At 64.8% G+C, this 12696-nt stretch carries 7 protein-coding genes and 5 pseudogenes; 10 read left to right on the top strand and 2 right to left on the bottom strand.

What is annotated here, in order from left to right; genetic code table 11:
• The first annotated feature begins 28 nt into the window (after positions 1 to 28).
• The 3 genes from lptB to ccsB are packed head-to-tail and all read left to right on the top strand — an operon-like array spanning position 29 to position 2894.
• The gene (gene lptB / locus AAF143_RS12205; RefSeq protein ID WP_255007559.1) at positions 29 to 757 is read left to right on the top strand and encodes an LPS export ABC transporter ATP-binding protein; all 729 of its coding nucleotides are present in this window, start codon (positions 29 to 31) and stop codon (positions 755 to 757) included.
• A 59-nt stretch (positions 758 to 816) separates the two neighbouring features.
• Entirely contained in the window at positions 817 to 1938 is a 1122-nt protein-coding gene (locus tag AAF143_RS12200) for an LptF/LptG family permease (RefSeq protein ID WP_255007750.1), read from the top strand.
• A gap of 44 nt (positions 1939 to 1982) precedes the next feature.
• On the top strand, positions 1983 to 2894 hold the full coding sequence (ccsB, locus tag AAF143_RS12195) for a c-type cytochrome biogenesis protein CcsB (protein ID WP_255007558.1): 912 nt from the start codon (positions 1983 to 1985) through the stop codon (positions 2892 to 2894).
• Between the two features lie 231 nt (positions 2895 to 3125).
• On the opposite strand, the pseudogene rpe reads toward ccsB, so the two are convergent.
• Positions 3126 to 3808: pseudogene (gene rpe / locus AAF143_RS12190) on the bottom strand (ribulose-phosphate 3-epimerase).
• A gap of 198 nt (positions 3809 to 4006) precedes the next feature.
• Here rpe and glpX point away from each other — a divergent pair.
• From glpX to AAF143_RS12155, 7 genes and pseudogenes are all read left to right on the top strand, one after another.
• Positions 4007 to 5008 (top strand): annotated as a pseudogene (gene glpX, locus AAF143_RS12185) (class II fructose-bisphosphatase).
• A 34-nt stretch (positions 5009 to 5042) separates the two neighbouring features.
• Positions 5043 to 6352: pseudogene (locus tag AAF143_RS12180) on the top strand (glutamyl-tRNA reductase).
• A 58-nt stretch (positions 6353 to 6410) separates the two neighbouring features.
• A pseudogene (locus AAF143_RS12175) lies at positions 6411 to 7704 on the top strand (glucose-1-phosphate adenylyltransferase).
• Between the two features lie 114 nt (positions 7705 to 7818).
• Positions 7819 to 9236 (top strand): annotated as a pseudogene (gene gndA / locus AAF143_RS12170) (NADP-dependent phosphogluconate dehydrogenase).
• A complete protein-coding gene (pgl, locus tag AAF143_RS12165) occupies positions 9233 to 9976 on the top strand; it encodes a 6-phosphogluconolactonase (protein WP_255007749.1) in 744 nt (247 codons plus the stop codon). The pseudogene gndA and the gene pgl overlap by 4 nt, the downstream one beginning before the upstream one ends.
• 55 nt (positions 9977 to 10031) lie before the next feature.
• On the top strand, positions 10032 to 10607 hold the full coding sequence (locus AAF143_RS12160; RefSeq protein WP_255007747.1) for a CIA30 family protein: 576 nt from the start codon (positions 10032 to 10034) through the stop codon (positions 10605 to 10607).
• Complete coding sequence (locus AAF143_RS12155; RefSeq protein WP_255007538.1) at positions 10604 to 10984, top strand: hypothetical protein; 381 nt, start codon at positions 10604 to 10606, stop codon at positions 10982 to 10984. Before AAF143_RS12160 ends, AAF143_RS12155 begins: the two co-directional genes overlap by 4 nt.
• A gap of 17 nt (positions 10985 to 11001) precedes the next feature.
• Here the strand turns inward: AAF143_RS12155 and ilvD are convergent, their stop codons facing one another.
• Complete coding sequence (gene ilvD / locus AAF143_RS12150; RefSeq protein WP_255007537.1) at positions 11002 to 12675, bottom strand: dihydroxy-acid dehydratase; 1674 nt, start codon at positions 12673 to 12675, stop codon at positions 11002 to 11004.
• Positions 12676 to 12696: the final 21 nt, after the last annotated feature.

Below are 12696 nucleotides of genomic sequence, written 5' to 3'. Positions count from 1 at the left end.
CTTCAGCCCCCGTGGCTCCGGTAACCCCATGAGTCTGGCCCTGGAGAAGGTAGCTCTCTCCATTGGCGGCAGGCCCCTGGTCCAGGACCTGAGCCTGGTGCTGCACGCCGGAGAGGTGGTTGGTCTGCTTGGCCCCAACGGAGCCGGAAAGACCACCACCTTCAACCTCGTCACCGGACAGTTGCGTCCCGACCATGGGGTCGTGCGCCTCGACGGCGAGGAAGTTCAACACCTGCCGATGCCCAAACGGGCTCGCCTGGGCATCGGCTACCTGCCCCAGGAGGCCAGCGTCTTCCGCCAGCTCTCCGTCCGCGACAACCTGCTGCTCGCCCTGCAACAGAGCGGTACGGCCCGCTCCGGTCGCCGCGCAAGGCTCAATGATCTGATCGCTGAATTCCACCTGGGGGCGTTCCAGCACCGGCTCGGCTATCAGCTGTCCGGCGGCGAACGCCGCCGCTGCGAGGTGGCCCGAGCCCTGGCCGTGGGCAGCAGCGGCCCTCGCTACCTCTTGCTGGACGAGCCCTTCGCCGGTGTGGACCCCTTGGCGGTGGCCGATCTGCAGGAACTCATCGGTCGGCTCAAGGAACGGGGCATGGGGCTGCTGATCACCGACCACAACGTGCGCGAGACCCTCAGCATCACGGATCGGGCCTACATCCTCACCGAGGGTCAACTGCTGGCCTCGGGTCCATCGGCCGTGGTGGCGGCCGATCCGCTCGTGAAGCGCCACTACTTGGGCGAGAGGTTCGAGCTTTGAAGCCTTTTCACTACGACTTGAACAAACTCGCCCGTCGGTCCTGGCATCGCCTTCCGCTGATGGACCGCTGGTTGGCATTTGAGCTCCTTGGACCCTTGCTGTTCGGGATCGCAGCCTTCACCGCTGTCTCGCTTTCTGTGGGTGTGGTGTTCGATCTGGTTCGTCGCGTGGCCGAATCAGGCCTGCCGCTGCTGGCCGCGATCCAGGTTCTCGGTCTGCGGTTGCCTGGATTTCTGGTGCTCTCCTTTCCGATGGCCACATTGATGGCCACCCTGCTGGCCTACAGCCGCCTGTCGGCGAACAGTGAGCTGACGGCCCTGCGCAGCGTGGGGGTGAGCACCACAAGGATGGTGGTGGCTGCTCTGGTCGTCTCCATCTTGATGAGCATGATCACATTCATGTTCAATGACTTGATCGTGCCCAAGGCCAACCTGCAGGCGAGCGACACGCTCAATCTGGCACTTGGAAAGGCCATCGCAGGCGAGAAGGGGAGCAACATCATCTATTCGCGCTTCAGTCGTCGACTGGACAAAGAAAATGAAACTGGTTCGAGGAAGTATCTCTCTCAACTTTTCTATGCAGGTCAATTTGAAAAGGGAGAGATGAAGGAGGTAACTATTCTTGATTTCACACGTGAGAACAACACGCAGATTCTCACAGCCGAACGAGGCCTCTGGAACGAAGCCAAGGGTATGTGGGAATTCCGCAATGGCCGTGTGGTTGTGATTGATGCCAACTCCGACACCACCACCTCGGCCCGGTTCAACCGCTATCTCTATCCGCTTGATCAAGGTCCACTCAAGCTGGCGGATCTGCCCAAGGACGCGGCCAGCATGACCGTCGCTGAAGCCATGAGGGCCGAGCGCCTGGTCAGCGATGCAGGGGATCAGAAGGAAGCGCGGCGCTTGCGCCTCCGTATCCAGGAAAAATTCGCCTTTCCCGCCATCTGCCTGGTGTTCGGTCTGATCGGCAGCAGTCTGGGGGTTCGACCGGATGCCCGGACCAGTCGTAGCCAGGGCTTCGGGATCAGCGTTGTGTTGATTTTCTCCTACTACCTCATGTCGTTCATTTTCAGCTCCCTCGGTGTGAAGGGAACACTTTCCCCGATCTTGGGAGCCTGGCTCCCCGTGCTCATCGGACTAGGGTGCGGCTTGTTGCTCTTGCGTCAGGCCAGCCGCTGATCGGTAGGCACCGCGCCAGAATTGCTGAACTCCTATCGCGTTTCGTGAACGATCCCGTCATCGCCCTCGGTCTGACAGCCTTCGGCCTGCTGCTGTTGGCCCTGCCCCTGGCCTTCTGGGATGTGAGCACAGGCCGCAGCGGCCCTGCCGTGCGCCTCATGGTGGCCTCGGCGAATCTGGCCCTCACCGCCCAGCTCGTGCTGCGCTGGTGGGACTCCGGCCACTTCCCGATCAGCAACCTCTACGAATCGCTTTGTTTTCTGGCCTGGGCCTGCACCCTCACCCAACTACTGGTTCAGCGTTCCTGGCCTTCGCCGCTGGTGGCGGCCGCCTCCACCCCGATGGGTCTGGGTTGCGTGGCCTTCGCCAGCTTTGCGCTGCCGGACACCCTCCAGCAGGCCTCACCCCTGGTGCCAGCGCTGCGCTCCAGCTGGTTGATCATGCACGTGAGCGTGATCATGGTCAGCTACGCGGCTCTGCTGGTGGGCTCCCTGCTCTCGCTCGCCGTACTGTTCACCGGTCGTGGCCAGCAGCTGGAGTTGCGCAGCAGCTCGATCGGAAGCGGCGGCTACCGCCAGGCCCAGCTGGCCACGGCTGAGGGGGCAGGCCTTGAGCTCTCGAGCGTGGCCATCAGCGTCAGCGAACAACTGGACAGCCTCAGCTACCGCACGATCACCGTGGGCTTCCTGTTGTTGACCGTCGGCCTGGTGAGTGGCGCGGTCTGGGCCAACGAGGCCTGGGGCAGCTGGTGGAGCTGGGATCCGAAGGAAACCTGGGCCCTGATCTGCTGGCTGGTCTACGCGGCCTATCTGCACACCCGCCTGAGCCGCGGCTGGCAGGGACGCCGGCCCGCCCTGGTGGCCGTGGCCGGTCTGGTGGTGATCGTCGTCTGCTACATCGGCGTCAACCTGCTGGGCATCGGCCTGCACAGCTACGGCTGGTTCCTGAGCGCCTGAGGCGAAGCCGCAGCCGCAGCCGCAGGGCGGCTTGGTTCAGGAACCCCGCAGGATTGGGCGAAGCACCGGCAGCAAAGCGGACAACAGGCCCTTGGGCCTTCAGCTGATGGCAGGTGGTGGCAGACCTGTGGCTGGAAATCAGGCAGCAGGTCTTCAAGAATTGAACGAACAGGTGACCCAGGAGCAGCTCCCGGATCACCGGAATGATCTGTGTTGTCTCTGGGCCTTGGTTCAGGCGTGAACCGCCTGGGGACGGCGGCTGTTGCGGATGCCTGCAATCGCCTCGGCATAGCTGGGCTGGTTGAACACACCCGAGCCCGACACGATCGCATTGGCGCCCGCTTCGATCACCTGCCAGGCATTGCTGCCCTTGAGGCCACCATCCACCTCGATCCAGGGATCAAGCCCCTTCTCATCGCACATCCGGCGCAGGCTGCGCACCTTCTCCACCGCCGAGGGGATGAAGCTCTGTCCACCGAATCCAGGGTTGACGCTCATGATCAGCACCAGATCGCACAGCTCCAGGCAGTACTGGAGGGTGTCGAGGGGGTGCCGGGGTTGAGCACGGCGCCGGCCTGTTTGCCCAGGTCCTTGATCTGGCTGAGGTTGCGGTGCAGATGCGGGCAGGCTTCCACCTGGACGGAGATGAAATCAGCGCCGGCCTTCGCGAAGTCGGCCACATAGCGCTCCGGCTCGACGATCATCAGATGCACGTCCAGGGGCTTGGCGGTGACCGGCCGAAGCGCTTCAACGATCAAGGGGCCGATCGTGATGTTGGGAACGAAGCGGCCGTCCATCACATCCACGTGGATCCAGTCGGCACCGGCCTCGTCGACGGCACGCACATCGTCACCGAGGCGGGAAAAATCTGCGGAGAGGATCGACGGGGCGATCACCAGGGGCTTGGTGCTCATCGAAGGTGCCACCGGGGCGAGGGAGCCCACTGATTGTATGGAGCGGTCGTCGCCACTGATACAGTGAGCCCCGCTTCAAGCTTGAGAAGCATTGCCACGCCAGGATCCTGACGATTCCGCCAGCGGACTCGACAGGGCCTGGCTGGGTCGCTGCTCTTCTCGTTGACGCCCCTTTCTCCCCCACCCTGCCGGACTGCCGTGGATCGCACCCTCATCCAGGAAATTCTCGAAGTCGTTGAACAGGCCGCCATCGCCTCGGCCGAGTTGACGGGCCTGGGAATGAAAGACGAAGCCGACGCCGCCGCCGTGGAGGCCATGCGCAAGCGCATGGGCCAGATCCAGATGCAGGGACGCATCGTGATCGGCGAAGGGGAGCGCGACGAGGCCCCGATGCTCTACATCGGCGAGGATGTGGGCAGCGGCACCGGCCCGGGGGTGGATTTCGCCGTGGACCCCTGCGAGGGCACCAACCTCTGCGCCAATAACCAGCGTGGCTCCATGGCCGTGCTGGCCGCCTCCGATCGCGGTGGGCTGTTCAACGCCCCTGACTTCTACATGAAGAAGCTGGCCGCCCCCCGCCGCCAAGGGCAAGGTGGACATCCGCAAGTCCGCCACCGAGAACATCGAGATCCTCAGCCAGGTGCTCGGCCTGGCCAAGGGCGAACTGGTGATCGTGGTGATGGACCGTGCCCGCCACAAGGATCTGATTGCCGAGATCCGCTCCACCGGTGCCCGCGTGCAGCCGATTTCCGATGGTGATGTGCAGGCCGCGATCGCCTGTGGCTTCGCCGGCACCGGCACCCATGCCCTGATGGGCATCGGCGCTGCCCCCGAGGGGGTGATTTCCGCCGCTGCCCTGCGGGCCCTGGGGGCCACTTCCAGGGTCAGCTGGTGTATGACCCCGCCATCGCCCAGACCTCCGAATGGGCCGACTACACCGTGGAGGGCAACATCGCCCGGCTCAATGAAATGGGAATCACCGACATCGATAAGGTTTACGAAGCTGAGGAGCTGGCCTCCGGTGAGAATGTGGTCTTCGCCGGCAGCGGCATCACCGATGGGTTGCTCTTCGATGGGGTGAAGTTCGAAAAGACTGCGTCCGCACCAGCAGCCTGATCATCAGCACCCTCGACAACTCAGCCCGCTTCCACCAACACCATCCACATCAAGCCAGGTGCCCAGAGCATCGCTCTGCGCTGATCCGGTTCCCTCAGCGCCCACGAGGTCTGCCTCCATGCACATCGCCGTCATCGGTCTGAGCCATCGCACGGCACCGGTGGAGATCAGGGAGCGGCTGAGCATCCCCGAACAAAAACTCGAGGATTCGCTCCTGAAGCTCGGATCGGCGGACCAGGTGCTTGAGGCGTCGATCCTCAGCACCTGCAACCGCCTCGAGATCTATGCCCTGCTGCGCCACCCGGAGCAGGGCATCTCGGCTGTGGGCTCTTTTTGAGCGAGCACTCCGGCCTGGCGTTCAACGAACTCACCCCGCACCTGTTCACCTACCACCACGAGGAGGCGGTGGCCCACCTGATGCGGGTGACCGCAGGCCTCGACAGCCTGGTGCTCGGGGAAGGTCAGATCCTTTCCCAGGTCAAGAAGATGGTCCGGTTGGGCCAGGAGCACCGCTCCATCGGTCCGATCCTCAACCGCCTGCTCAACCAGGCGGTGAGCACCGGCAAACGCGTGCGCACCGAGACCAACCTGGGAACCGGCGCCGTCTCGATCAGCTCGGCGGCGGTGGAACTGGCCCAGCTCAAGGTCGGGCAGACCCGCGGTCTCGACGAACTGGTGAGCCTGGACCAGGAGCAGGTGGCAGTGGTCGGTGCCGGGCGCATGGCCCGGCTGTTGTTGCAACACCTTCAATCCAAGGGCTGCAGGGCGGTGGTGCTGCTGAACCGGACCGTCGAGCGGGCCGAGGCCCTGGCCGCCGATTTCCCTGACTTCCCGGTGCAATGCCGGCCACTTGAGGATCTCGACCATTGCCTGAGCACCTGCTCGCTGGTGTTCACCAGCACCGCCGCCGACCAGCCGATCATTGACGCAGCGCGGCTCTCGCTGCTCAATCGCCGCTCCTCGCTGATGCTCATCGACATCGGCGTGCCCCGCAACATCGGCTCCGATGTCCAGGCTCTCCCCGGCGTTGAGTCCTACGACGTCGATGACCTCCAGGAGGTGGTGGCCCGCAACCAGGAGGCCCGCAGGGAGATGGCGGCGGAGGCCGAGGGGATGTTGCAGGAGGAGAGCCGCCTGTTCCTGGAATGGTGGGATGGACTTGAGGCCGTGCCGGTGGTCAACCGTCTGCGCCTGCAGCTGGAGGACATCCGCGAGCAGGAGCTGCAGAAGGCCCTCAGCCGCATGGGCCCCGATCTCTCCGCCCGGGAGCGCAAGGTGGTGGAGGCGCTGAGCAAGGGCATCATCAACAAGATTCTCCACACCCCCGTCACCAACCTGCGTGCGCCCCAGGCGCGCCAGCAACGCCATGTGGCCATGAAGGTTTTGCAGGATCTTTTTGAGTTGCACGAACCCCTGAACGACCTCTGAAGAGGCAGCCGCTCCAGTACGGTGCTGGGACCCTGACACCCTCTGGGGTCAATCATTTATGAAGCGTGTCCTGGCCATCATTCTCGGCGGAGGAGCCGGCAAGCGGCTTTACCCCCTCACCAAGAGACGCGCCAAGCCCGCCGTACCCCTCGCCGGCAAGTACAGGCTGATCGACATACCGATCAGCAACTGCATCAACTCCGGTATCAACAAGATGTACGTGTTGACTCAGTTCAACAGTGCCTCCCTGAATCGTCACCTCAGTCAGACCTACAACCTCTCCGCCGGCTTCGGCCAGGGTTTTGTCGAGGTGCTGGCCGCCCAACAGACCCCTGAAAGCCCCAGCTGGTTTGAAGGCACCGCCGATGCGGTTCGCAAATACCAGTGGCTGCTCCAGGAATGGGATGTGGATCAGTACCTGATCCTTTCCGGCGACCAGCTCTACCGGATGGACTACAGCCTGTTCGTGAAGCACCACATCGCCACCGGCGCTGATCTCACCGTGGCGGCCCTGCCGGTGGATGCCGCCCAGGCGGAGGGATTCGGTCTGATGCGCACCGAATCCGAGGGGCGTATCCGCGAATTTCGTGAGAAGCCCAAGGGAGAGGCCCTGGAGGCCATGCGTGTCGACACCTCCCGTTTTGGGCTGACGGCTGAAGACGCCGAGAAGAAGCCCTTCCTGGCCTCCATGGGGATCTACGTGTTCAACCGGAGCACCCTGTTCGATCTCCTGGAGGCCCACCCAGGCTCCACCGATTTCGGCAACGAAATCATTCCGGCCGCCCTTGAGTCAGGCAATAATCTGCAGAGCTACGTTTTCAACGACTACTGGGAAGACATCGGTACGATCGGTGCCTTCTACGAAGCCAACCTGGCGCTCACCGTTCAACCGGATCCGGCCTTCTCCTTCTACGACGAAAAGTTTCCGATTTACACCAGACCCCGCCATTTGCCTCCGAGCAAACTCCTCGATGCTCAGGTGACCCAATCGATCATCGGCGAGGGATCAATGCTCAAAGCCTGCAGCATTCACCACTGCGTGCTGGGGGTGCGAACCCGCGTCGAAAGCGAGGTTGTTCTGCAGGACACCCTGGTGATGGGAGCCGATTTTTGAATCCAGCGAGGAGCGCGCCGTGCTGCGTGAACGGGGCAGCATCCCCATTGGGGTGGGCCGCGGCACCACGGTGCGCAAGGCGATCCTCGACAAAAACGTTCGCATCGGCCGCAATGTCACGATCGTCAACAAGGACCACGTGGAGGAAGCCGATCGACCGGAGCTGGGGTTCTACATCCGCAACGGCGTGGTGGTGGTGGTCAAGAACGGCTCAATCGCCGACGGCACCGTGATCTGACGGGGCCCTGGCTTCACCCTCCCGTGATCTGTTGCTGACAAGCAACCCCGGGGCATGTCCATCGGCCGTTCCTCTGGCCACACTGGTCCGCGAACACCACGGAATTGCCCACGCATGACAAAGGCTCACTTTGGTCTGATCGGGCTGGGGGTGATGGGGGAGAACCTGGTGCTCAACGCCGAGCGCAACGGCTTCTCGAGCGTCGTTTACAACCGCACCTACGCCAAGACCGAGGAGTTCCTCCATGGCCGTGGCGCCGGTAAGCAGATCATTGGCGCTGACTCCCTTGAGGATTTCGTCGCCAAACTGGAACGTCCCCGGCGAATCTTGATGATGATCAAGGCCGGTCCTCCAATCGACGCCACCATCGCCGCCATTGCCCCCTACCTGGAGGAGGGGGACTTACTGATCGACGGCGGCAACTCCCTCTACACCGACACCGAGCGGCGGGTGAAGGAGCTGGAAAGCCGCAGCTTCGGCTACATCGGCATGGGGGTGTCCGGTGGCGCCAAAGGGGCCCTGGAGGGGCCGAGCATGATGCCCGGCGGCACCCGAAGCGCCTACGACGCGATCGAGAGCCTGGTGCGCAAGATGGCCGCCCAGGTGGACGACGGCCCCTGCGTCACCTACATCGGCCCCGGCGGTGCGGGCCATTTCGTCAAGACCGTGCACAACGGCATCGAGTACGGGATCGAGCAGATCCTGGTCGAGGCCTACGACCTGATGAAGCGCTGCGCCGGCATGGATGGCCTGGCGATGGCCGAGGTGTTCGACGGCTGGAACCAGCTGGAGGAGCTCTCCTCGTACCTGGTGGAAATCACCGAGGTGTGCTTGCGCACCCGGGATCCCGAGGATGGTGGGGATCTGGTCGAGAAGATTCTCGATGTGGCCGGTCAGAAGGGCACCGGACTCTGGACCGTGGTCAGCGCCCTGGAGATGGGGGTGCCCGTGCCCACCATCTATGCGGCGCTCAATGGCCGGGTGATGAGCTCCCTGCACGCCGAACGCCAGGCGGCGGCGACCGTGATCGCCGCACCGGAGCCGGCGACGATCGACCTGGGTGAACCCTCCGAGGGCATGCCAGCCCTGCGCGATGCCATCACTCTCGCCTGCATCGCCAGCTATGCCCAGGGCATGGCCCTGATGGTGGAAGCCTCCGCCCTGCACGAGTACAACCTCAACCTCTCCGCCATCGCCCAGATCTGGAAGGGGGCTGCATCATCCGCGCCAAGCTGCTGCAGCGCATCCAGAACGCCTACGACGCCAACCCGGCACTGACCAACCTGATGGTCGACCCCTGGTTCGCCGAACAGGTGAATGCGCGACTCCCCGGCCTGCGTCACGTGGTGGCAGGGGCGGCCCTGGCCGGCATCCCCGTGCCCTGCCTGAGCAGCACCCTCGATTACATCGACAGCTACCGCACGGCGCGGCTGCCCCAGAACCTGCTCCAGGCCATGCGTGACTGCTTCGGGGCGCACACCTACGAGCGGGTCGATCGCCCCGGCAGCTTCCACTCCGAGTGGCAGCCTTGACCACCTACCGCCTGCGGATCAGCGACGACGCCACCGCTCTGGCCCACCAGGCCTGTTCCACGATCGCCGCTCGAATCGATCTGGCACTGGCCGAACGGGATCGGGCCCAGATCGCCCTCTCCGGCGGCAGCACCCCCGCCGAGACCTACCGGCTGTTGGGGCGCCAGCATCTGGCCTGGGGGCGGGTGGATGTGCTGCTCGGCGATGAGCGCTGGGTGCCGGCGGATGACCCGGCCAGCAACGCCCGGCTGTTGCAGGAGACCCTGCTGGTCCAGGCTCCTGGCCAGGGCGCCCGCTTCCATCCGGTCCCCACCGGGGAGACCACGCCCGAGCTGGGGGCCGCCGCCTTCGCCCATCTGCTGCGGCAGCTCTGCCCCGGGGATCCGCCGGTGTTTGATCTGATCCTGCTCGGTCTGGGGGATGACGGCCACACGGCCTCCCTCTTTCCCCATACCGCCGCCACCGATGATCGCGGCCTCTCGGTGACGGTTGGGATCGGCAAGGGCCTGGAGCGCATCAGCCTCACCGCCCCGGTGCTCAGCGCCGCCCGCCAGGTGGTGTTCCTGGTGTCAGGGATCAGCAAGCGTCAGGCCCTGGCCAGGCTCCTGGATCCCGATGAACCCGCCGAGCGCACCCCGGCCCGGCTGGTGCAACCCCGGGATCCTGTGCTGGTGCTGGCGGATCGGGACGCCGCTGGTGAGCTGCAGGATCAGGATCGGGCCGAACGCTCCGCTCCCTAGGCTGAAGGGAGCGGACCCGGTCGTGGTGCTGCCCCTTCCCATGATGGTTTCGGCGATGGTTGAGCATCCGAGCAGCCTGCCGATCAAGCCGCTGGTGATCGTTGCCGGTGACGGCTTTGCTGGCTGGCATGCCCTCAATGACACCGTCATGGGTGGCCAGAGCAGCGGGGGCTGCAGCATCAGCAACAAGGGACTGGTGATGGACGCTGAGGTGATCGAGGCAGGCGGCGGCTTCGTCAGTTGCCGGTCTCCCAAGTTCTCGCCTCCCCTGGATCTCTCGGCCTACAGCGGTCTGCAGATCGACCTGCGGGCCGATGGGCGCCGCTACAAGTTGGCCCTGGCCTGCGCAGATGGCCTGGGTGGACTGACCGAGCTGATCCCCGGCGGCCTGCGCTGGGTGGCTGAATTCGCCACCGAATCCAGCGGCCTCACCCAGGTGACCATTCCCTTCGCCAGCCTCAAAGCCAGCGTCCGGGCCAGGCCCAAGCAGCGACCCTGGTCCTTCGATGCCTGCCGCATCACCCGACTGCAGCTGCTGCACTCCAAGTTCAGTGACGATGGCGGTCTCAACAGTGGATTCAGGCCCGGCGACCTGCACCTGGGCCTGGAGGCGATCCGCGCCGTGCCGTGATTCCGCTCCAACTTGTGGCCGCCGCGGCTGACCTCTGCCTCAAGCCCCTGCGCCATGCGGTCGTTCCCCAGGTCCCGGAGGATCAAGAGGCGGCTGGTTCGCCCGACCTCGCCGGGGATCAAGACTGGGCGCTGCGCCTGCAGGCCAGGGATGGGGAAGGCCGGCGGCGGCCCGATCACGACATCGAGCTGGAGATTTATCGCAGTGGCACGCGCCACAACCTGATGCTCTGCCGGGCTGTGCCCGAAGATCAGCCGCTGCTCTGGCATGGCGGCCACCCCGTCTGGATGGATGGGGCCAACGGCCAGCGCTGTGAACGCCCACCCGACGGCGAGGCCCTCGAAGCCCTCGCCCGCCGTCTCCACGCCCTGCTCTGAGCTGATCAGAGCGTGGCCTAAAACACGATGTCGGTGACAGCTCCTTGGCTGCTACTGCTCACCAGGCGTGCGTACTTGCCGAGCACACCCGTGGTGTAGCGGGGCTCCGGCTTGACCCAGGCCGACCGGCGCCGGTCGAGCTCGGCCTCGTCCACATTGAGCTGAATCAGCAACTGCCTGGCATCCACGGTGATGCTGTCACCCTCCTGCACCAGGGCGATGGTGCCACCCACGGCGGCCTCGGGGGCGACATGGCCCACCACCAGACCGTAGGAGCCGCCACTGAAACGCCCATCGGTGATCAGCGCCACCGACTCCCCCAGGCCCTGCCCAACGATCGCAGCCGTGGGCGAGAGCATCTCGCGCATGCCGGGGCCGCCCACGGGACCCTCATTGCGCACCACCACCACGTCACCGGCCTTGACCTCACCGGCAAGAATCGCCGCCAGGGCGTCCTCCTCACTTTCGAACACCCTGGCCGGGCCGGTGAGCACGGGTGTCTTGATGCCGCTGATCTTGGCCACGGCCCCCTCGCTGGCCAGGTTGCCCGTGAGGATGGCCAGATGGCCCTGGGCATAGAGGGGATTCGACAGGGGCCGAATCACGTCCTGACCGGATGGGGGCACAGATGGCACATCCGCCAGCACCTCATGCAGGGTTCGGCCCTCGATCGTGCGGCAGTCGCCGTGCAACAGACCGGCCTCCAGCAGGAGCTTCATCACCTGGGGAATGCCGCCGGCCTGATGCAGATCCACGGTCACGAAGCGACCACTGGGCTTGAGGTCGCAGATCACGGGCACCCGCTGGCGGATCGTCTCGAAATCCCCGATCTCCAGCGGCACCCCGGCGGTGCGGGCGATCGCGAGCAGATGCAACACCGAATTGGTGGAGCCACCCACGGCCATGATCACGGAAATGGCGTTCTCGATCGCTTCGCGGGTGATCAGGTCGCGGGGGCGGATGCCTGCGGCGATCGCCTCAACCAGCACCTCCGCCGAACGGGCGGCGCTGTGAGCCTTCTCGGGATCCTCGGCGGCCATGGTCGAACTGCCGGGCAGGCTCAGGCCCATCGCCTCAAAAGCGGAACTCATCGTGTTGGCGGTGAACATGCCCCCGCAGCTGCCCGCACCAGGACAGGCGTTCTTCTCGATCGCCGTGAGCTCTTCCGCATCAATCCTGCCGCCTGCGTACTGACCCACCGCCTCGAAGGCGCTCACCACGGTGAGGTCGCAGGGGCCGAGTTTGCCCGGCTTGATGGTGCCGCCGTACACGAAGATCGCCGGAATGTTCATCCGCGCCATGGCGAGCATGGCGCCGGGCATGTTCTTATCGCAGCCGCCGATCGCCAGCAGACCGTCCATGCTCTGGGCATTGCAGGCGGTTTCGATCGAATCGGCGATCACCTCACGGCTCACCAGGGAATACTTCATCCCTTCTGTGCCCATGGAGATGCCATCGCTCACGGTGATGGTGCCGAAGGTCTGGGGCATGGCCCCGGCGGCGTGGGCCGCCAGCACGGCCCGCTCCGTGAGCTCGTTCAATCCCAGATTGCAGGGTGTGATCGTGCTGTAGCCATTGGCGATGCCGATGATCGGCTTGTTGAAATCACCGTCGCCGAAGCCCACCGCCCGCAGCATGGCCCGATTCGGCGAGCGCTGGACCCCTTGGGTGATGGCGGCGGAGCGAAGCATGAGAGCAGCGGTTCACTGAAA

The sequence above is a fragment of the Cyanobium sp. ATX-6F1 genome (assembly GCF_047395825.1).
Classification (GTDB): Bacteria; Cyanobacteriota; Cyanobacteriia; order PCC-6307; family Cyanobiaceae; genus ATX-6F1.
This window is presented reverse-complemented; position numbering and strand designations above follow the sequence as displayed.